Source organism: Rufibacter sp. DG15C, assembly GCF_001577755.1.
GTDB lineage: Bacteria > Bacteroidota > Bacteroidia > Cytophagales > Hymenobacteraceae > Nibribacter.
In genome coordinates, this window is record NZ_CP010776.1 from 1766751 (window position 1) to 1791463 (window position 24713).

At 49.3% G+C, this 24713-nt stretch carries 19 protein-coding genes; 12 read left to right on the plus strand and 7 right to left on the minus strand.

What is annotated here, in order from left to right; translation table 11 throughout:
• Window positions 1-146 precede the first annotated feature (146 nt).
• Window positions 147-650: a regulatory protein RecX gene (locus TH61_RS07520; RefSeq protein ID WP_231862318.1), complete on the minus strand. Its 504-nt coding sequence runs from the start codon at window positions 648-650 to the stop codon at window positions 147-149.
• Window positions 651-793: 143 nt separating this feature from the next.
• Between TH61_RS07520 and TH61_RS07525 the strand changes: the two genes are divergently transcribed.
• The 5 genes from TH61_RS07525 (at window position 794) to TH61_RS07545 (ending at window position 6383) form a co-directional block, all read left to right on the plus strand.
• Entirely contained in the window at window positions 794-1663 is an 870-nt protein-coding gene (locus TH61_RS07525) for a DMT family transporter (RefSeq protein ID WP_231862319.1), read from the plus strand.
• A gap of 229 nt (window positions 1664-1892) precedes the next feature.
• Complete coding sequence (locus TH61_RS07530; protein ID WP_071887807.1) at window positions 1893-4508, plus strand: DUF5686 and carboxypeptidase regulatory-like domain-containing protein; 2616 nt, start codon at window positions 1893-1895, stop codon at window positions 4506-4508.
• Window positions 4509-4631: 123 nt separating this feature from the next.
• Window positions 4632-5087 carry a nuclear transport factor 2 family protein gene (locus TH61_RS07535; RefSeq protein ID WP_066507932.1) on the plus strand — a complete coding sequence of 152 codons (456 nt, stop codon included), beginning with the start codon at window positions 4632-4634 and terminating at the stop codon, window positions 5085-5087.
• 61 nt (window positions 5088-5148) lie between these two features.
• Window positions 5149-5718: a DUF2867 domain-containing protein gene (locus tag TH61_RS07540; RefSeq protein ID WP_066507933.1), complete on the plus strand. Its 570-nt coding sequence runs from the start codon at window positions 5149-5151 to the stop codon at window positions 5716-5718.
• Window positions 5719-5888: 170 nt separating this feature from the next.
• Entirely contained in the window at window positions 5889-6383 is a 495-nt protein-coding gene (locus TH61_RS07545) for a VOC family protein (RefSeq protein ID WP_066512638.1), read from the plus strand.
• A 266-nt stretch (window positions 6384-6649) separates the two neighbouring features.
• On the opposite strand, the gene TH61_RS07550 is transcribed toward TH61_RS07545, so the two are convergent.
• Both TH61_RS07550 and TH61_RS07555 read right to left on the minus strand, forming a co-directional pair.
• On the minus strand, window positions 6650-7120 hold the full coding sequence (locus tag TH61_RS07550; RefSeq protein WP_066507934.1) for a hypothetical protein: 471 nt from the start codon (window positions 7118-7120) through the stop codon (window positions 6650-6652).
• A 100-nt stretch (window positions 7121-7220) separates the two neighbouring features.
• Window positions 7221-8120 carry an EamA family transporter gene (locus TH61_RS07555; RefSeq protein ID WP_066512640.1) on the minus strand — a complete coding sequence of 300 codons (900 nt, stop codon included), beginning with the start codon at window positions 8118-8120 and terminating at the stop codon, window positions 7221-7223.
• Window positions 8121-8365: 245 nt separating this feature from the next.
• Here TH61_RS07555 and TH61_RS07560 point away from each other — a divergent pair, with 245 nt between their 5' ends.
• Window positions 8366-10834 carry a bifunctional UDP-N-acetylmuramoyl-tripeptide:D-alanyl-D-alanine ligase/alanine racemase gene (locus TH61_RS07560; protein WP_066507936.1) on the plus strand — a complete coding sequence of 823 codons (2469 nt, stop codon included), beginning with the start codon at window positions 8366-8368 and terminating at the stop codon, window positions 10832-10834.
• Between the two features lie 22 nt (window positions 10835-10856).
• Here the strand turns inward: TH61_RS07560 and TH61_RS07565 are convergent, their stop codons facing one another.
• The 3 genes from TH61_RS07565 to TH61_RS07575 all read right to left on the minus strand — a co-directional run bounded on the left by TH61_RS07565 (window position 10857) and on the right by TH61_RS07575 (window position 15144).
• Window positions 10857-12461: a hypothetical protein gene (locus TH61_RS07565; RefSeq protein ID WP_066507938.1), complete on the minus strand. Its 1605-nt coding sequence runs from the start codon at window positions 12459-12461 to the stop codon at window positions 10857-10859.
• Window positions 12454-13839 carry an SAM-dependent methyltransferase gene (locus tag TH61_RS07570; RefSeq protein WP_066507941.1) on the minus strand — a complete coding sequence of 462 codons (1386 nt, stop codon included), beginning with the start codon at window positions 13837-13839 and terminating at the stop codon, window positions 12454-12456. The genes TH61_RS07565 and TH61_RS07570 overlap by 8 nt, the downstream gene beginning before the upstream one ends.
• A gap of 558 nt (window positions 13840-14397) precedes the next feature.
• Complete coding sequence (locus TH61_RS07575) at window positions 14398-15144, minus strand: Bax inhibitor-1/YccA family protein (RefSeq protein WP_071887808.1); 747 nt, start codon at window positions 15142-15144, stop codon at window positions 14398-14400.
• Window positions 15145-15309: 165 nt separating this feature from the next.
• Between TH61_RS07575 and TH61_RS07580 the strand changes: the two genes are divergently transcribed.
• The 5 genes from TH61_RS07580 to infB all read left to right on the plus strand — a co-directional run bounded on the left by TH61_RS07580 (window position 15310) and on the right by infB (window position 22994).
• Window positions 15310-15543 (plus strand): FeoA family protein, encoded by a 234-nt coding sequence (locus TH61_RS07580; RefSeq protein ID WP_066507943.1) that lies wholly within the window; start codon window positions 15310-15312, stop codon window positions 15541-15543.
• A gap of 3 nt (window positions 15544-15546) precedes the next feature.
• Complete coding sequence (gene feoB, locus TH61_RS07585; protein ID WP_082780331.1) at window positions 15547-17706, plus strand: ferrous iron transport protein B; 2160 nt, start codon at window positions 15547-15549, stop codon at window positions 17704-17706.
• Between the two features lie 195 nt (window positions 17707-17901).
• Window positions 17902-18375 carry a ribosome maturation factor RimP gene (rimP, locus tag TH61_RS07590; RefSeq protein ID WP_231862320.1) on the plus strand — a complete coding sequence of 158 codons (474 nt, stop codon included), beginning with the start codon at window positions 17902-17904 and terminating at the stop codon, window positions 18373-18375.
• An 8-nt stretch (window positions 18376-18383) separates the two neighbouring features.
• The gene (gene nusA, locus TH61_RS07595; protein ID WP_066507945.1) at window positions 18384-19649 is read left to right on the plus strand and encodes a transcription termination factor NusA; all 1266 of its coding nucleotides are present in this window, start codon (window positions 18384-18386) and stop codon (window positions 19647-19649) included.
• Window positions 19650-19817: 168 nt separating this feature from the next.
• Window positions 19818-22994, plus strand: coding sequence for a translation initiation factor IF-2 (gene infB, locus TH61_RS07600; RefSeq protein ID WP_066507949.1), 3177 nt, complete (start codon window positions 19818-19820; stop codon window positions 22992-22994).
• Between the two features lie 220 nt (window positions 22995-23214).
• Here infB and TH61_RS07605 read toward each other — a convergent pair whose 3' ends face one another.
• Window positions 23215-23655: a hypothetical protein gene (locus tag TH61_RS07605; RefSeq protein ID WP_066507951.1), complete on the minus strand. Its 441-nt coding sequence runs from the start codon at window positions 23653-23655 to the stop codon at window positions 23215-23217.
• Between the two features lie 226 nt (window positions 23656-23881).
• Here TH61_RS07605 and TH61_RS07610 point away from each other — a divergent pair, with 226 nt between their 5' ends.
• Complete coding sequence (locus tag TH61_RS07610; RefSeq protein ID WP_066507952.1) at window positions 23882-24664, plus strand: enoyl-CoA hydratase/isomerase family protein; 783 nt, start codon at window positions 23882-23884, stop codon at window positions 24662-24664.
• Window positions 24665-24713 lie beyond the last annotated feature (49 nt).

Sequence of the window (24713 nt, forward strand, 5' to 3'; positions counted from 1 at the left end):
TAAAATCTATTGTTTTTTGGCTCAATTCCTGTAGAATAGACCAAAAACGAAGTTTGGACTTAGCTAATGCCTCCCTAGCTCGCCTACAAGTCCTTTCAGGATGACAAAAGTAAAATAGCACATCGGCACATTAACTAAATAGCACATCAATCCACCCCCAGTTCCTTCCAGGCATCGTTAATCAGGTCTAGCTCGTAGCCTTTGCTTTGCAGGAAGTAGTTGATTTTCTGCTTGCGGGTCATGGGATTGCGCTCGCCTTCGGTTTTGTGCTTGCGCTCTAGCCAATGGAGCAGGTTCTCCCAATATTTGTCGGGGTCAATTTCTTGGAGGCCTTTCTTGATGCAGTAGTCTGAGATGCGTTTGGCTTTAAGGCCTTGCATGATTTTACGTCGGCCCCAGCGCTTGAGGCCGTACTTGCCCCGAACGTAGGCTTGGGCGTAGCGCTCTTCGTCCAGGAACTTCTCCTGGGTCAGGTAGATAATCAGGTCATCGGCTTCTTCCAAGCCCAGTCCATAGTCCAGCAGTTTGGCGCGCACCTCGTTCTGGGTGCGCTCTTGGTAGGCGCAATAGGCCGCAATTTTGGGCAGGGCCTCTTTCTTGGTGTAGACTTTCTTTTTCTTGGGTGTGAACACGGCAACCAATAAATACAAGCGGGAATATCCCTTTCTATTAACCAAAAGTAGGCAAAAACAGTTTACCCTTGGGGTCGGTTAAGCAATAGAAATGTCTTGGTAGAAAGCACTTCTTTTGCCGTAAATCTCCCGACCTTTGCCCTGCTTAATTCCCCTGCCTCATGACCAAAGGTGCCCAGTACATGTTGCTCTCCACGTTCTTCTTTGCCTTGATGAACGTGTGCGTGAAATACCTGCCCCACCTGCCGTCCATGGAAATTATTTTGGTGCGGTCGGTCATATCCTTAGCTATGAGCTATGCCACGCTTAGGTACATGAACGTGGCGCCTTGGGGAAGCAACAAACTTATTCTGGTGGGCCGGGGCATTACAGGTGTGATTGCACTTATGCTCTACTTTACCACCTTGCAGAACATTCCGCTGGCTGGCGCGGTGACTATTCAGTACCTGTCGCCCATTTTTACGGCGCTGTTGGGGGTGTTTATAGCGAAGGAGAAAGTGCACCCCTGGCAGTGGCTGTTCTTTTTGATTTCGTTTGCGGGCGTGCTGGTGATTGAGGGCGTGGACACGCGCATCTCTACCTATTACCTGCTAGTGGGCGTGGGCGGGGCGTTCGTGTCGGGCTTGTCGTATAATTCCATTAGAAAGCTCAACGCGCGCGAGCACCCCATGGTGATTGTGTTTTACTTCCCGCTGGTGGCCCTGCCGGTTTCTGCGGTGTTTTGTCTTTTCAAGTGGGTGCCCCCGCAGGGCATGGACTGGGTATGGCTGTTCTTGACGGGAATTTTCACGCAGTTGGCGCAGTATTACATGACCAAAGCCTACCAGGCCGAGGAGTTGGCCCGCGTGGCTAGCCTCAATTACGTAGGCATTTTCTACGCGCTGGGCTTGGGGTTCCTGCTCTTCGGGGAGGTGTTTGACGTGTTCTCGTATCTGGGCATTGCTTTGGTGCTGGTGGGCGTCTTGCTCAACATGGAGTACAGCCGGCGTCTGCGCAAGAAAGAAGCCTTGGAAGCCCAGGCAACCGCGTAGTCGTTTTTGGCATCTTTTCCAGAAAACAGGCCAAAAACGGTCGGGCTGGCTTCTCCTGGCAATCTCTTTTAGCTTATCTTTAAGAAGAAGAAAACAAGGGAGGTTTTTCAGCGGTTGCCAGGATTGGTACGGAAACAATATTAAGTATTTTGAATACTAGATATGCCGATAGCCTGTTTTCCTGCGTTCCTCCTGTAGTCTTCATGTTTCTTTCTTACGCTTCGTGTTTATGCCCACCGTTTTGCTTTCAAGAGTCTTCTGGTTATTGCTTTTTTCTTTGCTGGCGCTGTCAAGTGCGCACGCTGGTGTTCTAAAAGGAAAGGTAACCGATGAAAAAGGCGAGGGGATGGGCTTTGCCACGGTCTACATCAAAGGCACCACCATCGGGTCCACCACCAACGAGCAGGGCAATTACCAGCTTACCGTAGAGCCGGGCACTTACACGGTGGTGTTCCAGTACGTGGGCTACAAAAGCCAGAGCCGGACGGTGGAAATCAAAGACACCCCAGAGCCGGTGGTACTTAATGTACAGCTAGAGCAGGATGTGTACGCCGTGGGCGAGGTGCGGATAAGCGGAGACGGAAAAGACCCGGCCTACAGCATCATGCGCCAGGCCATTGCCAAGCGGGAGTATCACTTAAAAGAAGTAGAAGCCTACAGCGCGCATGTGTATATCAAAGGCCTGCAACGCCTTATCAATGTGCCCAAGCGGGTGATGGGCATCATCAAAGTGCCGGCGGGCCTGAAGCCGGGCATCATCTACTTGTCTGAGTCTGTCTCTGAGTTGCATTTCAAGCAACCCAACAAGATGCGGGAGCGCATGATTTCGTCTAAGGTGAGCGGGAACAGCAAGGCCTTCAGCTTCAACAACGCCTCAGATTTCAGCATCAATTTCTACAAGAGCCTCATCAAAGCCAACGGCATCAACGAGCGGGGCTTTATCTCGCCGGTGGCCGGCAACGCCCTGTTGTTTTACAACTATGAGCTCATGGGAAGCGCCCAGAACAACGGCCAGCTGGTGCACCGCATCAAGGTGACGCCAAAGCGCCGGCACGACCCTGTGTTCACCGGCTACATTTACATTGTGGACGACTCGTACCGCATCCATAGCCTGAACCTGTTTGTGACCAAGGCCCAGCAGATTGAGTTTGTGGACACCTTGCGCATTACCCAGCAGTTCACACCCGCCCCGGGCAACGTATGGGTGTTGCAGTCCCAGAAATTCACGTTTGACGTGGAAGGTTACGGCTTTAAAGGCAACGGTTATTTTACCGCCGTGTACAGTAAATACCGTGTGCAACCTGCCTCGTTTGTGAAGCCTTCCGCACCCGCACCAACTGTCACCGCTCCGGTTATCGAGCCTGAGAAACCTATTGCCGTAGTAGTGCCTCCCGCGCCAGAGAAAAGACACAAGCGCCAGCCCAGAGCCAAGAAAGACCAAGTACCTGCCAACGGCGTGCCCGATGATGCCTTTTTCAAGAAGAAAGAGGTGCTGGCCATTGAGGAGAACTCCAACAAACGCGACAGCGCTTATTGGGACGAGATACGTCCAGTTCCGCTTACAGAAGAGGAGGTGTCTGACTACCATGAGAAAGATAGCATTCAGGTGGTCAAGGAGTCTAAGCCTTACAAAGACTCCTTAGATAGAAAGAACAATAAGCTTTCCTTGGCAGACGTCTTCTTGACGGGCTACTCTTATCGAAACTCGTTTGAGCGCACCTCTTACACTGTGGAGCCTATCACGCGCATCTGGCAATACAACACCGTGGAGGGCTTAGTGGCCAACCTGCGCTTGGGCTATACCAAACGCTTCGAGGACGGACGAAACTACTCCATCACGCCCACGGTGCGCTATGGCTTCAGTAATGAGAAATTCAACGCGAAGATTGCCTCCAGTTACCAGTATAATTTGATTAAACGCCAGTCGGTGGGGGTGGAGGCCGGGCGCTTTGTAAGCCAGTTCAACGCGCAGGACCCCATCACGCCCTTCATCAACACGGTCTACACCCTGCTAGCCGAAGAGAATTGGCAGAAGCTCTACCAGCGCGACTACCTGCGGCTATGGCACCAGCGCGAACTAGTAAATGGCCTGCAGGCTACGTTCACAGTGGACTACGCCCAGCGCAGGATGCTGTTCAATACCACCGACTATAACTGGCGCGACCGTCCTCACAAAGAATTTACCCCTAATGAACCTGTCAATGCAGAGGTAGCTTCTACCGCTTTCCCGGAGCATGAGGCCCTCACCGCCTCGGTGGTGTTGAGCTACAAGCCGGGGCAGGAGTACATCTCGCATCCAGATAGAAAAATCAACCTCGGTTCTAAGTGGCCCACCATCACGGCGCAGTACCGCAAAGGGTTGAACGGCCTAGGAGGCAGTGACGTGGATTATGATTTTGTAAGCCTGGGCGTACGGGATGAGTTGGCATTAGGTCTACTAGGAACAAGCAATTACTCGGCTAGCATAGGCACGTTCTGGCGCAAAAAGCAAATGTACTTCATGGACTTCAAGCACTTTGAAGGCAACCGCACCTTGCTTTCCGGTGACTTCAGCGGGTTCCAACTATTGGATTACTACCGCTATAGCACCCAGCGCACTTATGTAGAAGCGCATTACAGTCACCACTTCAATGGTTTCATCTTGAACAAGGTACCGCTCCTGCGCAAACTCAAATGGCAGGAAGTAGGCAGTGTCAACTACCTGCACACAGACGCCTCGGGCCATTACCTGGAGTTGGGCGTGGGGCTGGAGCATTTGTTTAAAGTGTTGCGCGTAGATTTCTTCACCGGCTTCCAGGAAAAGGAGAAGGTGAGTTCTGGGATACGGGTTGGGTTTGGGTTTTAAGAGTTAAATTTCCCATCGTTTAAATATCAGTCTTGTTCGGCAACAACTTGGGCTAAGTTTTTGCAAGTCTCAGATTGAAGTTGGCAGAATCACGTATTCTAAGTATCTAAATACTAATTACATATGAAGGCTCGTGTTTTCCTCTTCCTTGCGTTGGTCTTGTTATCTTATTCTTCTATTGCGCAGGAGACCGATAGTCTTAGGCAAGAAATTGAAAAGCTTGACTTAGCCCACGCCAAGGCCATCTTTACATCTGATGCCAAAGCCCTGGACCAATTGATGGATGATCAGGTGACGGTCAATCACCCCACCAATAGAATAGTGAATGAAAAAGCTGAACTTCTTAAGCTGATGAAAAGCGGGGTGATAAGGTATTCTTCCTTTCAACGCTACCCAGAGAAGTTCTTGTTCTTTAAAGACATGGTGATTGTGATGGGCAACGAAGAAGTGGTTCCTGCCAAAGGCGCGCCCAATGCGGGGAATAAACTCAAAAGGAGATATACCAACATCTGGATGAAAAAGGACAACACTTGGAAGTTAACCGTACGGCACGCCAATAATGAGTGCCTGGACATATAACCTCACTGCAAACAAACGCGCCTCCCTCAACCAACTAGTGCCCAAGAAAACAGAATAGCCCATGAAAGGCAGTGGCCACTCCAGCAGAATCCCTGATCACTCTCTCCTTAAAAAGGAAGACTTTTTGTTTGACTACATGGACAGCTTCCAGCATTATTTCTTTGATAGGGAAGATACCATTGATATAACCAGTGTTGGGAAGATGTTTTTCTCCAGCGGGTCTACCTGGATAAATGGGTTGTTTGCCATTAGAAACAAAGTGGTGGGATGGATTGGCCTGAAAACGCCTGAACATTTAAAGGACAGGAAACCTCAAGCGGAGGCCTTCACCTTTGAACCCGGCCAACGATTGGGCTTATTCAAGGTCTTTGACAAAACAGCACAAGAAGTAGTTTTAGGCGAAGACGACAGACACTTAAACTTTAAAGTCTCCCTTCTGCTGGAAAGCCTACTAGAGGGCAATGGCAAGAAACGGGTAAGCATCACCACCGCCGTCACCTTTAACAACCGCTTCGGACGGTTTTATTTTATGCTAGTCCGGCCTTTTCATAAAATCATCGTCAAAACCTTGCTAAAAAGGATGGTGCAACGCATGGAAAGCACAAAGCCACTACTAGCCAAACAGGCGTGAAGCAGAGGCAAGCACGCACTTTTCGAATGGCACTTCTAGAATTTCATTCAGGTTGACAGCGAAGTAAGCGCTTCCGGTTCTATCACTCGCACCCACCTTTGTTGCCTGACCGTAAATGGAAAGACTCAGGCTTTCAAAAGGAGGCCTCCGAACACATAAGTGAAGACAAGATGGCTGAAAAATATATTGTTCCCGCCCAGACGCGCATTGGGCATGTACACCTGAAGGTGTCAGACTTAGACAGGGCTCTTGCGTTCTACTGTGACCTACTGGGGTTTGAAGTCACCACGCTGTACGGGAGCCAGGCGGCGTTCATCTCGGCGGGCGGGTATCACCATCACATAGGCTTAAACACTTGGCATAGTAAGGGCGCAGCACCCGCGGCCCAAGAAGGAGTAGGTTTGTACCACACGGCCATCCTGTACCCAACCAGAAAAGACCTCGCCCAAATCTTTGACCGACTGCGCCAAGCAAAATATCCCATGACAGGTGCCAGCGACCATGGCGTTTCTGAGGCTTTGTACCTTAATGATCCTGACGGCAACGGCGTAGAGTTATATTGGGACAGACCCAAAGAACAGTGGCCTTCTAAACCAGACGGCTCCTTGGAGATGTACACCAAACCTCTTGACTTAGCTAGTTTATTGAAGGAAATAGAGAGCTAGTGTGTTCTTGTGGAAGATTTAGCTAGAATAAGTAGTCTTCACTCAAGCCATGAAATTGCCGTTTTTGGACTAATTCCCAGAAAACGGACCAAAAACGAAGAGGCCCTGATGTAGATACAACATCAGGGCCTCTTCGTTTTATAGGTAATCCAATTCAAAGACAGAGCGCGCCAACCGAACCAGTTAGAAAAGCGAAACCCGCGGTCCTTGACCGCGGGCTCACCTCTTTCAAACAACCCTCTATCAATAAACTCGATAAAGACAAACTAAAGGGAACGTACCGTCACAGAGATGGTCTGCGTCTCTTCTGGCACAGCAGAAGTGTTGGGGTACGGTTCCACGGAGTGGAGAATCAAGCGGTAGTTCTTCTGGCCCAGGGATACTTCCACTGAGTCGGCGGCCCGGTCTCCTCTGTCATTGGGCGCTGGCAGCTTCTCGCCTAGATATAGAATCTGAGACTTGCTGTTGCCGGCGGCGTCCTTTACTTCTAGCGTGGCTACGGCAGAACCTTGTCTAATGCACATGGCATTCATGGGGCATCTACTGTCTTCTAGGCTTTGAAGCTGTACAGAGAGCTGGTTTAGCGTGACTACCTGCTTAAGTTTTAGTTGCGCGGTCTGGCCAGATCCAGAAGTTACCTTGGGGGAGGTTCCCTCTTTTTCCGTCCCCGGCGAAACATCTGCCCGGGTACAACCCATGGCTAACATTCCGGCAAACAACCAAAGACTTTTTCTCATAAACATCTCCTTAAAAAGTGCCCTGATGGGCGCCTTTACTATGAAGAGCCCTCAAACTGATGATTGGTTGCACGGGCTCAGAAAAATTTTCAAATATTTTTTAGGCCTCCGCCGCCTTCTTTTTCCCGATGGGCAGGTTGTACAAAATCACCGACAAAAAGATGACCGCGTAGGCGATAACTTTTTGGGTACTAGTCACTTCATTAAAATACACGAAGGCCATGGTGAAGTTGATGATGGGGTTGAGGTACATCAAAATACCAATAGTCGCCGACTTGATTTCTTTGAGCGCATACAGGTTCAGAAACAAAGGAATGACCGTGAACACCCAGCTCAAGAGCACAATCTGCCGCACAAAATGCCCCGTGATGGGCACGTCCTCGGCGCCTACAAACCAAGAGTAACTCGGCCCGATGATGCAAAACGCCAACAGCAACTGCAGGGTCAACAGCACAATCTTGTCATAGTCCTTGAGCAGGCGCTGGGTAATCAAATAAAACGCATATGAAGAGGCAATGAGCAAACTAAACAGCAGGTTGGTCAACGAATCTGTGCCCACCAAGAGACAGCTCATTAAACTCAAGGCAACGGAAAGCCACTGGTTGACGCGCAGGTGCTCCTTCAAAATCAAGAAGCCCAGCACCGCCGTGAGAATGGGGCAGAGCAGGTAAGAAAAGGAGCCCGTCTGGATGTCCACGTGGTTTACCACGTAGATAAAGGCCAGCCAGTTGACCGTGAGCAGCAAGCCGCCCAGCAGGGTAAAGGCCAGGAATTTGCGCTTCTCCTTGGGTGCGTGACCCTTGAAGAGGGCTTTGGTCTCCTTCCACTGCTGGCGGCGCGTCAGCAAGGACACCACAATCAAGGTCAGGACGGAGACCAGAATCCTGAAATACAGAATCTGACTGCTGGGGTAGTCGGCTAAGGCTTTTAGGGGAAACGGGATGAAGCCCCAGATGATAAACGCACTGATAGCGGCGCCATAATATTTATTCACTTTCACGTACGGTCGTTCTTTAGAAAGTGCAAAGGTAGGGCTTGCCCCAGACAACGGCTCGTTTTTAGCCTCTTTTCTGGAAAACAGCCCAAAAACGGTTCTGCCCGCTGCAGCAGAAGTTTTACCAAGGCTGTCCCTCCGCGGTGAAACTTGCCAGCCCTTAAGAGGGTAAGAAACGGAGTGCTCCCCTCTGACCTCGCTTCCGGGTCCTGTTTCTTCTTGTATCTTTGGTTTTGACTAACGTTACGCCTATGCTCACCCTTCAAGAAATTTCTCAGGCCACCGGCGGATATGTGGTTCAATGGGCCCAGCTGTACCCGGTCCAGCACCTGCTCACCGACAGCCGCAAACTGGTCAACGCCGCCACGTCAGTGTTCTTCGCCATACGCGGGGATTTCCATGACGGGCATGACTACGTGGCCAGCCTGTATGAACAGGGCGTCAGACAGTTTGTGGTGGAAGACTTGGGAGCGTTTGCCGAGGTGCCTGACCACAAGGAGGCCAATATTCTCTTGGTGACCAGCGGCGTGAAGGCCCTGCAAGACGTGGCCGCTTTCCACAGAAGCCAATACCATTTGCCGGTGGTGGGCATCACGGGCAGCAACGGCAAGACCATTGTCAAAGAGTGGCTGTCGCAGTTGTTGAGCCCCACCGAGCGCGTGGTCAAAAGCCCCAGGAGCTACAACTCGCAGATTGGCGTGCCGCTTTCTGTCTGGCAGATTAATGAGACGCACACCATTGGCGTGTTTGAGGCCGGCATCTCTGAGCCCGGCGAGATGGAGAAGCTGGCCCGGGTCATTCAGCCTACCATCGGCATTTTCACCAACCTGGGCTCGGCGCACAGTGGGGGCTTCGACTCTGACCAGCAGAAGCTGGAGGAGAAGCTGCTCTTATTCCAAGACGTCTCCCAACTCATCTACTGCGCCGACCAGGAATTGGTGCGCCACACCATCCAGCACCAGCACCTTCCGGGCTTCACCTGGAGCCTGAAAGGAAACGCCGCCGATGTGCAGGTGAAAATCAAGTCTACTTCTACCCACAAAACCAAGATAGCCTACACCTATCAGGACCAGGAGCATACCTTGACGCTTCCGTTCACCGACGACGCCTCTCTGGAGAACGCTCTGCACTGCCTCACACTCCTGCTGTACCTGGGCCTGCAACCCGAAAAGTTGAGCACGCCCTTTGAGCGCCTGGCACCCGTGGCCATGCGCCTGGAGCGCAAAGAGGCCATCAACGGCTGCTACGTCATTGATGACACCTACAACAATGACCTGGCCGGCCTCAGGATTGCCCTGGACGTATTGGCCCAACAAGCGCGCCGCGGAAGAAAGACCTTAATTCTCTCAGATTTGCTGGAAGCCGGTCTGGACGAGAAGACGCTCTACCAGCAGGTGGCCTATGACGTCAAGGCGCACGGCGTGGACCGGGTCATTGGCATTGGCGATTTAATCAGTAGAAACCAGCACCTGTTCCCGGCGGGGAGCGAGTTCTACTTCGGGACGGACTCTTTTCTGGGTCAGTTGCGGCCCGAGACGTTCAGGCAGGAGACCATTCTAGTGAAGGGTGCGCGCGTGTTCCAGTTTGAGAAGGTGGTGGCCGCCTTGCAACAGCAGGTGCACGGCACGGTGCTGGAAGTGAACCTGGACGCGCTGGTGCACAACCTCAACTTCTACCGGTCCAAAGTGTCGGCGCAGACCAAAATCATGGTGATGGTGAAGGCCTTCGCGTACGGCGCGGGTTCTTATGAGATTGCCAATCTGTTGCAGTTCCATAGAGTGGATTACCTGGCGGTGGCCTACACAGACGAGGGCGTGGCCTTGCGGGAGCACGGCATCACGCTACCCATCATGGTCATGAACCCCAGCGCAGACAGCTTCTTAAAGATGCAACAATTCAACCTGGAGCCTGAGATTTACTCACCAGACCTCTTGCATCGGTTTTTAGACTATTTCCCCGAAAACAGCCCAAAAACGCCCCGCATCCATTTAAAGCTGGACACCGGCATGCACCGCCTAGGCTTTGACCCGACAGAGCTGGCAGATGCCTTGGAAGTACTGGTGCAGGTGCCGCACGTGCAGGTAGAAAGCGTCTTTAGTCATCTGGCTGGCGCCGATGAGGCCCTGTACAATGACTTCTCCCGGCAGCAGATTGCCGCGTTTACCCAAATGGCCCAGCAGGTGGAAAGTGACTTGGGGTATAAAGTGACCAAGCACATCCTCAACTCGGCGGGCATTGTGCGCTTCGGGCAAGTGGCCGCCTTTGACATGGTAAGGCTGGGCATCGGGCTGTACGGCATAGAGTCCTCAGGCACCGAGCAGGAGGGACTGCAGACCGTGGGCCAGCTCAAGACCACCATCTCCCAAGTAAAGCGCGTGACCAAAGGCGATACCGTGGGTTACAGCCGCAAGGGCATCGCTGACACAGACAAAGTCACTGCCACCATCGCCATTGGCTACGCAGACGGCTATGACCGCCGGTTTGGCAACGGGGTGGGCGAGGTGCAGGTGAACGGACAGCGCGTGCCCATCATCGGCAACATCTGCATGGATATGTGCATGATAGACGTGACCGGAGTAGACGTGCAGGCGGGAGAAGAGGTAATTGTCTTCGGGAAGGAACTGCCGTTGACGGAGCTTTCCATTCGCATTGGTACCATTCCCTATGAATTGCTCACCAACGTAAGCACCCGCGTCAAGCGCGTGTTTTATAATGAGTAGTGTTTAGTGCGAAACTGCCGGACTATTGATCTTGCACAAGATGAGTTACCTCTACAACATTCGTCGGTTCATTAATGGGAGAGTAAAACTGGCGGTTGGGTAACAGCTTTAGATCAGAATTAAAATAATGATTTAATAAAACTCTGAATGTATTTACTGGAGTGAGGTTCTTTGGAAACAGCGCTTTATTCTGATTAGAAACATATATAGCGTTCATTATTCCAAACCTTTCTTTGAGGTTTGTTTTGTTATAATCCTTTTGATGATAATTGGCTCCAGGGCCATGATCTCCTTGCAAGATAATGATAGTTGGCCTAGTCATCTTACGTTTGAGGTGAAGAACCATTTCCTTAAGCTTTTGATTTAGATATTCTACCTGATTACGATAACCTTCTATGTACGCTTTCTTTCCTTCTGGGTGAAGATCAGTAAAAAGGTTTCCATCAAAAACTAAGTTGGGAATCACAGGATGAGGTTTATGATAACTACCATTTTTGTTAAAAACAAAGGGAGGATGAGCAATGAAAACATCTGCAAATACAAAGGAGGGTTTATCTTGACCAATATAGGTTGGTAGATGTTCAAGGATATATAATGTTTCTTTATAGTGACCTAGTCCAGGTTTTTGAACAGGATACTTGATAAAAATGCTTTTGAAAAAAGAGTATTTGCTGTTTAACAGCGCATTGTCTTCAAGTAATTTGAGGGGAGTAAGATTTACTAAAAGTTCTACAAAGGGAGGTGTAGCCTTAAAAGGTGAAATCAAAGTTGCAAAATCAAGCATGCTTTTATTAATTACACCTGAAGTAAAACTAAATAAATTATAATTCTCTGAGGCTAACCATCTGGGTAAGCGAGCGTGCTCAATAGCTTCATGTAATTCCTTATACGACTGTTGAGGATGATAACCCGCTAAATTTTGTATATAATCTAAATTTAAAGAAGACGCTAAAGAGGCTGGAGTTCTAGAATAATTTGAATTACTTTCAGTGGCAATAAAGAAGCCCTCATCTTCTAAAAAAGAAGTAAATCCATCCATCTCGACTTTGTAATCTTTCTTTAAAATATCAGCTCGCCCATATCCATCTAAAATTAGATATACTATATCAGGGCGTTGTTCTGATAATGGACGATGCTTCCATACTAAGGGTTTATATTTTGCTTCAGAAGCATGTAGTGTAGATCTTTTTATATGTAAATAGACTATCTGACTAATAGGTAATAGAACTAGTAGAATTGAAAAAAAATTAATAGTTTTCGTTAATCGGGTAAAAGAACTATTTGATTTAATAAGGAAATACGCAATTGTAATAATCAGAATTGCAAAAGCAGGGATTAAAACACTCTGCTTGATGTTTTCTTCGCCAAACCAATAAATTAATCTTAGATGGATAGCCTGGTAGGAGAAAAACAAAAGCAATAGTATGCTTGTTATAATGCCTGCTTTGTTCCAAGACTTAAAAAGAACCTTGGCAATTATTAGTAAAAGAAATGTGCAAACGATTACGACTAAAGTAGGTTGAATTATTTCCTTTATATGAATAAAGCTTATATTATAAGCATACAGGAAAAGTATTGGGAATATACCTATTAAAAAAGGATGGATTAACCACTTTCCTTTAAGCATGATGGCGTGTCATTAAATACAAGGTGCGTTCGCTGTCTTGTAGAGCTATTTTTTCTAGGATACTAAATTTGGTAGAGAAGGCCTTTTCAAATTCAGATTGGGTGTATTGGGGAAAAATATCTTCTCTGCTTATCAAAAGTCGTTTCACTTGCGAATCTGACTTGGGAATGAATTCTATAATAATGTTGGAACTAAGCTCTGCCAGATAAGAAGCTATTTCTAATAAAGGGATATTCCGGCTAATTGCTAAATGGTGTATAAGTGCCAGTGCCAAAATCATTTCTGGTTTGCTACGGTCAGTCAAAGAAGCTCTTTCCTTATTTCGCCACCCTATTGCAGGACTAGGTTGCGTGATATCCATTATCAATGGGAGGATTTTCTGCAAGTTTTGCTCTTTGTTTTGCAAATAATGTAACTCAGTGGCCCCAATATCAAAATCCATGGCAATCACCTCTGCACCTGATGCAGCAGCAATTTTACTGAATTTGCCTGTGTTTGATCCTAAATCCCAAACAGTTGCCGGCTTAACGTTGTTTAGTAAAAATTCCACTGCCTGTTCTTTCTGCGACATAGCAGCAATTTGATAATTAGTATGGGAATAATAATCAGCCCACAAGGTTTGGCTAGGTTTCCATGTGAGTGATCTTATAGTTGATCTTAAACTCCTAAAAAGTTGCAGGAGCGCATTCTTGGGCATGACGCGGTTAGTGCCTTTATACTGATCAGTTAAATTTGAAAAGGCTCTTTTTTGGGCTATAGCATGAAGATGCACGTGTAAAAGTAAGCCAAAACGTAAATAGGTATGCAGCGGTAGAAGCTTACTTCCTAGGCTTAATGGAATACCTTCTAGGTCTGTTAGTAGTAATTTATTAAGGGAGGTTTCTGTGTGTGTCATTAAAGCAAGCGGTATTAAAAAATGCTCGCAAAATTGCTTATATGGTGCCCATGGCTTGCCTTCTTGGTAAAAAGCAAATGACAGAGTGTCAATGAAAATAGGCTTGCCCCTCAGAAATTGGATATTATAGGATGATGCATCTTTCAATGTCATGCCATGTTTTAAAGCCTCCTCTTGAATTTGCAATGTTAGAAGCGCGGCATCCTTTAGCTGACTGAAACTCCATTCATATGGGTAAGAAATAAAAGGAATCTGCTCGGGCTGAATAACAAGGTGGCCAGCCTCCTTAATGGGAGCAAGGGCTGTCACTGTGTGCGGAATAAGAAATTGCTGGCGAATACAGGCAGCGTAAAGGCCAGAGTCCATTAGGTGCTGGTACTCTTGCTTATATGACTGGTTTACCTGCCTAAAAATACCTGCTTCATTATTGAAGACAAACCCATCAGGGTCCCGGAAGGACCCACCTAAAGCTTCTGCCTGCATAGCTTTTGTTAAGGATTCCTCTTGAATACTCTTTTGAGGAAGGATACTATTTGGCGCCAGAAGGCTTTAATCGCGTAAAGACCACCTAGTAAGCCTGCCAGCAAAATTTGGAATAGCATGCTGCCAGATCCTGGATCAATGTATAAAAGCATAGAGGCGTAACTTGAAGTAATGAGAAAGATGTGAAATTACAAAGATTATCTTATTTAATGTGTAGTGTGTCTATTTTATACTAACATGGATTTATACTAACATGGAGCTTTGTAAATACATGATTCGATTCGCTTTAGTGGAGAGTAGCCGTTTTTGGCCTCATTTCTGGAAATGAGGCCAAAAACGGCTTAAAATAAAAGAAGCCTTGACCGTTAAGGCAAGGCTTCTTCGTTTACTTCTTCTTTATACAATTGGGGACTTGCTTGCCGTCTTTGTCTTTCATGCCGGCCTGTTCATAGCCTTTCCAGCAAGGGTCCTCCTTCTTCTGTTCTTTCTTGGTCTTGGGCATAGCAGTAGAAATTTGGTCCTACTGTATGTACGTTGGCCACTTAGAGGCAGATTTGATTATCTGCGTAATTTAGAAAGCAGGCGCAGAATCTCCAGGTAGAGCCAAATCAAGGTAACCATTAAGCCGAAGGCCGCATACCATTCCATGTACTTAGGTGCGCCAATTTCAGCTCCGTGCTCAATGGTGTCAAAGTCCAGAATCAGGTTCATGGCGGCAATCACCACTACCAAAAGACTGAAGATGATACCGGCCATACCGCTGCTGTGAATCAAGGCCACCTCAATGCCAAAGAACCCGAGTACCAAGGCAATCATGTAATAGGCAAAGATGCCCAGGGTGGCCGTCATGATGATGGACTTAAAACGCTCGGTGGCTCTGATAACCCCGGTGCTGTACAAAAGCAACATGCCGCCAAATACCGTGAAGGTGAGCAACATGGCTTGGTTGGCAATGCCCGGGTAGCTAATCTCCAGGATGCCAGAGATGGTACCTAGGAACAGACCTTGAATGGCGCAGTAGATAGGCGCAATGTAGGCAGCCAGGTGCTTTTTAAACGAAATCAGGAACACCAGACCCAAGCCTACCAGCGGCAAGCCAATCATGAACGGTAAGGGCTCGCCCACAAACTGCAGGAACTCCCATGAAAACAGGGCAAACGCCACCACCACGGCAAACAAGATGGCCGACTTGGCGATGGTGCCTTGCAAGGTCATGACGCCTGCACCGGCAATGTCCTCAGTGCCTGCCGCAGAGACAAAGGCTTCTTCTTTAAGGGTTGGGTTGTTAGAGCTGAATAATGACATAGTTTTTGGTTTATCTAGGTGAAATTTAGAGAAATGCCCATCAAAAAACAATTATGTGTTGCAAAAGCAGGAGTTAATACGGAAAGAGCGCATCTTTTTTGGATTCAACCGGAACACCTAGTACCTTGCAACTGTTTATAACAAGTCTAAATAAAAGCAGACCAGGTGGAAAGCGAGCAAAAGAGCGTTCGGGATTTGAAGATTGGAGAAAGCGGCGTCATCTGTTGTTTAAATGACCCCGAAATGTCTCTTAAATTATTGGAGATGGGCTGTATACCTGGTGAGAAAGTGAAGCTGAACAGCCGCGCTCCGCTGGGGGATCCCATTACCATCATCGTGAACGATTACACCCTGTCCCTGCGTTTAGACGAAGCTGCTACTATCATGCTAAAGGCTTAGTCTATGTCTCAAGTTCTTGCGCCGGCCCCCGCCGCTGCCTCCTCCATTTCTGCAGACGCACCAGAGCGCGTCGCCAAAATTGCGTTGATCGGGAATCCAAACTCGGGAAAGTCCTCGCTCTTCAACCAATTGACGGGCTTAAACCAGAAGGTGGGCAATTTTCCGGGTGTAACGGTAGACAAGAAGACAGGCATCTCGCACTTGACGCCCAACCTGCGCGCGCAGGTCATAGACTTACCTGGCACCTACAGCCTTTATCCTAAATCTTTGGATGAAAAGGTCATCATTGACCTGCTCCACAACAAGAAATCAGACTTCTACCCAGACGCCCTCATTATCACGGCAGACGCCTCTAACTTAAAGCGCAACCTGCTTTTGTTCACCCAGCTCGCGGATTTGAAGATTCCTGCGGTGTTGGCCCTGAACATGATGGACCTGGCAGAGAAGCACGGCATCTCCATTGACATAGAAGAGTTGCAGCGCGAACTGGGTGTGCCCGTGGTGCCCATGAACGCCCGCAACGGCAGCGGCATCGCGGCCCTCAAGATTCTTTTGTCCCAGCCTTTACAGGTGTCCACGTCTTCTTTCTTTGAGATTCCGGAGGATTTGGTGGTGATGGTGCGCCAGATACGCTACTACTTTGAGCTAAGCAATGACTACCTAGCATTGCACTACGCGCACCAGTACCAGAAGCTGTCGTTCCTCTCTGAGGATGACAAGGAATACATAGCCGAGCTGGTCAAGAAATACGATTTCAAATCCAACACCCTGCAGGCCAATGAGACCATTGCCCGTTACGTGCGCATCAATGAGATGCTCCTGGACGCTATGCAGGTCACCAAAGCCGAAAACAACGAGAAACAAAGCAACAAGCTGGACCAGATCTTGACGCACAAGGTCTACGGCTACCTCATTTTCTTTGGCGTGCTGTTTTTGATGTTCCAGGCCATCTTTGCCTGGGCCAGCTACCCCATGGACATGCTGGATTTGGGCATAGCCACGCTGAATTCCTGGATTCAAGGCAAGGCAGAAGGCCCCTTGATTGACCTCCTCACCGAAGGCGTCTTGGCCGGACTGGGTGGGGTCCTCATGTTCGTGCCGCAGATTGCCATCCTGTTCGCCTTCATCGCTATTCTAGAGGAGTCTGGCTATATGGCCCGCGTAACCTTCCTGATGGACAAGATTATGCGCAAGTTCGGGTTGAACGGCAAAAGCGTGGTGCCTTTGATTTCAGGTGTGGCTTGCGCCGTGCCGGCCATCATGGCCACGCGTAACATTGACTCCTTTAAAGACCGCCTCATTACCATCTTCGTGACGCCGCTCATGAGCTGTTCGGCGCGTCTGCCCATTTATACCGTCATGATTGCCCTGGTGGTGCCAGAAACCTATGTGTTGGGCATCTTGAGTTTGCAGGGCATTGTTTTGATGGGCTTGTATTTGATTGGCTTCCTGGCGGCTATTTTCTCGGCGGCGCTCATGAAAATGGTCTTGCGCACCAAAGAGCGCAGCTATTTCATCATGGAGTTCCCTACCTACAAAATGCCGCGCTGGAAGAACGTGGGCCTTACTATTGTAGAGAAAGTGAAAGCCTTTGTGTTTCAGGCGGGTAAGGTCATTCTGGCCATCTCCATCATTCTTTGGGTGCTGTCTTCTTACGGGCCGGGTAACAACATGCAGGTAGCCGAGCAAAGAGCCACGGTAGAAGCCCAAACCCAGAAACTGGCAGAGCAAGACGCAGAGGCGCACATTGCCGGTCAGAAACTAGAGGAGTCGTATGCCGGGCAGTTTGGCAAGTTCATTGAGCCGGCCATCCGTCCGCTGGGTTATGACTGGAAACTGGGCATCGCCTTGCTCACGTCCTTCGCCGCACGTGAGGTGTTTGTAGGCACCATCTCCACCATTTACAGCGTGGGTGATTCTGAGAACATTGCCACGGTCAAAGAGAAACTGAAAGCGCAGAAAGACGAGTTCGGGCAGCCGTTCTTCACACCGGCCCGCGCCTTCTCGCTCCTGATTTTCTACGTGTTTGCCATGCAGTGCATGAGCACCATAGCGGTGGTGTACCGTGAGACCAAAGGCTGGAAATGGCCTATCCTACAGATGCTGTACATGACCGGTTTGGCGTACGTGTCTGCCTTCGCCGTCTTCCAACTATTCTCCTAAAGACCTTTCCGTTTTTGGCTTATTTTTTAGAAAAGAGGCCAAAAACGATAAAAATTATTTTTAGAACGCTGGCCCTAAACGTTGTCAACGGCGTAGGGCTTGTGTTTTAGATGATTTATTTGTACATTTGTGCGATTAAAGAGCAAAGAAGGGGACGCGATAGTCCCCCTTTTTATTTCTTACCCTGTTTGCAAAATGGCTCTAGACGAAAAAATGATTGAAGGCTTCGCGTTGGAGGCACTGCCAGAACCAGACCTTTTTCTGGTGTCTGTGACGGTTTCAGACTCTCCGGTGCGGCCTAAAGTGACTATTCTGGCAGACGGCGACCAGGGCATCAGCATTGACCAGTGCGCCAAGATTAGCCGCCGCGTGGCCAAGAAGATTGAGGAAACCATGGGCGAGGAGTTTAGCTTTGTGATTGAAGTATCCAGCCCTGGCGTAGATTTTCCGTTGACCACGGCGCGTCAGTTCACCCGTAACATTGGCCGCAACGTAAAGCTGAAATTAGCGGACGGTGTGGAGAAGGTGGGTGAGATTAAGGACGCCATGGAAGATGGTTTCTTATTCGCCGAAGAAGTGAAAGTAAAACATAAAGTATCTATGCTGGAGCCCGTACACGTGGCCTACAGTGATATTGTGAAAGCGCAGATTGTAATCTCTTTTAAATAAGATAAGACATGGATAGTTCAGTATTGATTGAATCGTTTGCGGAATTCGCTAAGTTCAAGAACATTGACCGCCCTACCATGATGCGGATTCTGGAAGACGTTTTCCGCACCATGATCAGAAAGAAGTGGGGAACAGACGAGAATTTCGACATCATCCTGAACGTAGAAAAAGGTGATTTGGAAATCTGGCGTAACCGCGAGATTGTGGATGACAACTCAGAGGATATCTGGGATACAGACAAGATTCCCTTCTCTGAGGCCATCAAGATTGAGCCTGACTTTGAAGTAGGTGAAGAAGTTTCTGAGTTGATCAAGCTAGAAGACTTTGGTAGACGTGCGGTGTTGACTGCCCGTCAGACCTTGATCCAGCGCGTGAAAGACCTGGAGAAAGACTTGCTGTACCAAAAATACAAAGACCAGGTGGGTGAAATCATCTCTGGTGAAGTGTACCAGGTTTGGAACCGTGAGGTGTTGATTCTGGATTCAGAGGACAACGAACTCTTGATTCCTAAGACGGAGCAAATCCCTAAGGACCGTTACCGCAAAGGTGACGTGGTTAGAGCGGTGGTGCAACGTGTGGAAATCATCAACGGTAACCCAAAAATCATTCTTTCTCGTACTTCTCCGCAGTTCTTGGAGCGTCTGTTTGAGAATGAGGTGCCTGAGATATTTGACGGTTTAATCACTATCAAAAAGATTGTACGTGAGCCCGGCGAGCGCGCCAAGGTAGCGGTAGAATCGTATGATGACCGTATTGATCCGGTTGGTGCCTGCGTGGGTATGAAAGGATCTCGTATCCATACCATCGTGCGTGAACTGGAGAATGAGAACATTGACGTTATCAACTACACAGATAACATGGAGCTGTACATCCAGCGGGCGTTGAGCCCTGCCAAGATCAGCTCTATCAAAGTAGATGAAGAAAATGGACGCGTATCAGTGTTCTTGAAGCCAGACCAGGTTTCATTGGCCATTGGTAAAGGCGGACAGAACATTAAACTAGCCAGTAAATTGGTGGGCTTGGAGATTGACGTGTTCAGAGAAACCGAAGGGTTTGAAGAAGACATCAGCCTGGACGAGTTCACAGATGAAATCGAAAGCTGGGTGATTGATGAGTTGAAGCGCATTGGCCTTGATACGGGCCGTAGCGTTTTGGCTGTGGGCAAAGAGGATTTAGTACGTCGTACAGAGCTTGAAGAAGAAACTGTAGAGGACTTACTTAATATTATCCGCTCAGAGTTTGAGTCAGAGTCAGAATCAGAAGAAACCAACTAGTGGCGTGGTACTTGTGCCAGATTATTTGACCTAGGGGAGTGGGTGCCGTTTTTGGCCTTATTTCTGGAAAACAGGTCAAAAACGTGAAAACGTACCGGCAAACCCACACCATAGTAAAAGAGTCACGTAATCAAAACAGAACCAAATAAAAACAACAGCATATTGAGCATGTCAGAAGAAAGAACGATGAGGCTTAAACAGGTAGCCACCACCTTGAACATCAGTACCTCTACGGTAGTAGAGTTCCTGGAAAAAAAGGGAGTGGATGTCGAGAATAAACCTACTTCAAAAATTACCCCCGAGCAGTTCAATATGCTGTCGAAAGAGTTTGCTTCGTCTATGCAAGCCAAAGCCGAAGCAGCCGAGTTGAACATAGGGAAAAAGCCTGCTGGGTCTGAGGAGAAGCCAGAACCTAAGAAAACCCAGGAGCCAGAGCCCGAAATGCTCATCAAGAACAGTGCCCCGGTACGGCCGGCGGCAGAGCCAGAGAAGCCAGCGGCGCCCAAGCCTGCTGAGCCAGCTCCGGCGCCTGCCTCTAGCGCTACATTGCCAGGGTTTAAAGTACTAGGCAAGATTGAATTGGATGCCAAAGGCCGTCCAGTGCCAAAGCCGGCTCCGGCCGCCGCTCCGGCACCAGAGAAGCCTGCCGCAGCCCCAACGCCTGCACCAGCACCAGTGGCTGAGAAGCCAGCAGCCCCAGTAGCTCCGGCTCCTGTAACGCCAGCGGCTTCAGCACCTGAGGCGCCTGTAACTCCAACACCAACGCCAGCCCCGGCCGCTCCAGTAGCACCGGCTCCTGCGCCAGTGGCAGAGAAACCGGCAACTCCGGCTCCTGCTCCGGTAGCACCCGTTGCTCCTGCAGCTCCGGCTCCAACGCCAGCCCCTGTGGGTGAAGCGCCAAAGCCAGCTCCAGTAGCCGCCGCGCCTCAAGCACCAGCAACACCAGCCGCCCCAAGTGCACCAGAAGCTCCTTCTGCTGATGCAGACACTACCCCACAAGGCACTATCAAAGCTCAGGCCGACCAACTGAAAGGGTTGACGGTTCTAGGTAAGATTCAGTTGCCAGTAAGTGGTGGTCGTGGCAAAGGCGGTAAGCCAGTAGCCTCGTCTGACGAGCGCCGCAGAGGCAACCAGCCAGGCGGTCAGCCAGGTCAAGGTGGCCAAGGCCAAGGAGGCGGTGACAAAAAGAAACGCAAGCGCATTGAAGTACCTAAACCAGGTGCTCCGGGCGCAGCCAATACTAATCCTAACGCTCCTCAAGCACACCGTGCCGGTGACAGAGCTACCAGCACCCGTCCTTTGGGAACAGGTCAGGCGGCTAACCGTCAACCAGGTGCCGGTGGACCAGGTCGTCCAGGCGGTGGCTACCAAGGCAACCGTCCAGGTGGCGGTGGAGGACGTCCGGGTGGACCAGTTCAACCAAGAGCTGAGCTAACGGATAAGGAAATCCAGGATCAGATTAAGGCTACTTTGGCTCGCTTGAGCGGTGGCAAAGGCGGTAACCAAGGGAACCGTTCTAAATACCGTAGAGAGAAACGCTCTGCCGTGGCAGATGCCGCAGATGAGCGCAGAATGCAGGAACAATTAGAATCTAAGATTCTAAAAGTAACTGAGTTCGTGTCTGCGAATGACTTGGCAGCATTAATGGACGTGAGCGTCAACGAGGTAATCAAGACCTGTATGAACCTGGGTATGTTCGTGTCCATCAACCAGCGTCTAGATGCCGAGGCCATCACCATCATTGCAGATGAGTTTGGCTATGACATCCAATTCGCCTCGGCTGAGGAAGAAGAAAACACTGGTATTGAGGAAGTAGATTCTGAAGAAGATCTATTGCCACGCGCTCCAATTGTGACCATCATGGGTCACGTGGATCATGGTAAAACCTCTTTGCTGGATTACATCAGAAGAACCAAAGTAACTGCCGGTGAGGCCGGGGGTATCACCCAGCACATTGGCGCCTACCAGGTAACCACCGAGGCTGGTAAAGACATCACCTTCCTGGATACACCGGGTCACGAGGCCTTTACCGCCATGCGTGCCCGTGGTGCCAAGGTAACAGACGTTGTAATCATTGTGGTTGCGGCAGATGATAATGTGATGCCACAAACTAAGGAAGCCTTGAACCACGCGCAAGCGGCCGGCTCTCCAATTGTGATTGCCATTAACAAGATTGACAAGCCAACGGCCAACCCAGACAAGATTCGTGAGGAGCTTGCCCAGTTGAACGTACTGGTAGAAGAATGGGGTGGTAAGTATCAAAGCCAGGAAATATCCGCTAAGACCGGACAAGGCATTGATGAACTCCTTGATAAAGTATTGCTAGAGGCTGAATTATTGGAGCTGAAAGCGAATCCTAACCGTCGCGCGGTAGGTACTGTGATTGAAGCCGCCTTGGATAAAGGTAGAGGTTACGTAGCCACGGTATTGGTACAGACGGGTACATTGAAAATTGGTGATATCTTGGTTGCTGGTTCACACCACGGCCGCGTGAAAGCTATGACCGATGAACTGGGCAAACGCCATAAGATTGCCGGTCCATCCATGCCGATTCAGGTATTGGGTATTGACGGCGCTCCGCAGGCGGGTGACAAGTTTGTGGTAATGGAAACTGAGCGTGAAGCCCGTGAAATTGCCGTAAACCGCCAGCAGTTGCAGCGTGAGCAGAGCATGCGCACCAAGAAACACATCACTCTGGATGAGATCGGTCGTCGTTTGGCCATTGGTACATTTAAGGAGCTGAATGTGATTGTACGCGGTGACGTGGATGGTTCTGTTGAGGCACTTTCTGACTCATTGTTGAAACTGTCCACCGAGGAGGTACAGGTGAACATCTTGTCCAAAGGGGTTGGTCAAATCTCTGAGACAGACGTATTGCTGGCCTCGGCGTCAGACGCGATTATCATTGGTTTCCAGGTGAGACCGTCTGTGAACGCCCGTAAACTGGCTGAGCAGGAAGAGATTGACATACGTCTGTACTCTATCATCTACAACGCCATCAATGAGCTGAAAGACGCCATGGAAGGTATGTTGGCGCCAACGGTGAAAGAAGAAGTAACCGCTAACGTAGAAGTACGTGAGGTGTTCAAAATCACCAAGGTGGGTACCATTGCCGGTTGTATGGTGACAGATGGTGTGATTACGCGTAACTCTAAGATCAGAATTGTACGTGACGGTATCGTGGTTCACTCCGGTGAGATCCTGGCCCTGAAACGTTTCAAAGACGATGCCTCTGAGGTTAGAACAGGCTACGAGTGCGGTATCAGTATCAAGAACTTCAACGACTTGGTGCAAGGTGACGTGATTGAAGCCTACGAAGAGCGCGAAATCAAACGTACTCTATAAGTAGAATACATAAATTGAATTACAACAGCCCCACCCGAAAGGATGGGGCTGTTTTTTTATGCCTACTTCAGAAAGGAAGTAATTTCGTTTTTGGGTTAATTTCCAGGAAACAGGCCAAAAATGGAAGACAGAGTTCAGGTTATAAATGGCACCAACAAAAACAGAACCGCCTCTCCTGCTATGCAAGAGAGGCGGTTCTGTTAATAATGTCTTATAGGTATTAAAAGAACAGGAACCTCTTATTTCGTTTTTTCTGGCCTTTCTTGTACAGTTTGCCGTTGGGGTTGTCCCGGTCTATGACTTTTCTGGGCCCCTTGGATTTCTTGGTCTTGGCGTAGTTGGTCTTGTTCTCATACTTGCCCTGTGAGAAACCGCCTTTGCCTTTGTCATAGGTGTTCTTGGCAATGGCCAGACGGGGTCCGTTGTAGACGCCACCGTTGGTTTTGGCCTTGGCAATGGCCTGCTCGCGCTCCAGAAGCATTTTGCGGTCACCGTTACCATCTGGCGCCTGTCCGCGCATGCGCCCGTCCGGTCCTTTTCGCCTTACTTCTTTCCGGGGTTTACTCCGCTTTTTGGTGCGCTGCGCCATGGTGTCTGTGAACACCGCCGTGGTGAGTAGCAGCACAATCGCTAACGCAATCTGTCTGAAAAAAATACGCATACTAAATGTAGTTGTGATGTTGGGAACGTAGGGGCTAACTGTTTGTAAAACGCAACAGTTCCGGTTGGGGGTATGTAAATTAAAGAAAGAATTTTGAGTTCAGGGCCTTCTGCCTCAGGTGTTTCACGTACTTTTTTTGTCTTGCGCCAGAAGCCCATATATCTGTGGGGTTTTCTTTATATTTGCGCCTTTCGTTTTTGAAAAAACCAAAAGTAGAATTTTAGCCATGGCGCACTATAATAACCTTCTGTTAGACAACCAGGACGGCATTTTGTTCATTACCGTGAACAGACCCACCAAAATGAATGCCTTGAACATTGAGACGGTGCAGGAGATTCAGTCGGCTATGCAAGAAGTGTATGACGATGAGGAAGTGCGCGGCGTCATCTTGACCGGAAGCGGCGAGAAGGCCTTTGTGGCCGGCGCTGACATTGCCGAGATAGCAGAATTAAACGAGGTGAACGGGCGTCGGTTTGCCGAGCGCGGGCAGGACGTGTTTTCCATGATTGAAGAATGCCCTAAACCGGTGATTGCCGCCGTGAATGGTTTTGCCCTAGGCGGCGGTTGTGAGTTGGCCATGGCCTGCCATATTAGAGTAGCCAGTGAAAACGCCCGTTTCGGGCAGCCAGAGGTGAACTTAGGCTTGATACCAGGCTATGGCGGCACCCAGCGCCTAACTCAGTTGGTAGGCAAAGGCAAGGCCATGGAACTGATGATGACCGGCGACCTTATCCCGGCGCAAGAGGCCAAGGAGTTGGGTCTGGTGAACCACGTGACCGCCGTTGGAGAACTAATGCCGAAGTGCCTGGAGATTATGAACAAGATCATTGCCAAGGCGCCGTTGGCGGTGGGCATGATTGTGGACTGCGTGAACGCCTGGTATGACAAAGAAGAGCACGGCTATCAGACAGAAGCCAACTCGTTCAGCCGGTGCTGTGGCTCAGATGACTTTAAGGAAGGCACCAGCGCGTTCTTAGAGAAGCGCAAGCCACACTTTAAAGGCGAGTAGTCCGTTAGAAGAATAGCAAGAGTATAATAGAATATAGGTACTCCCGTTT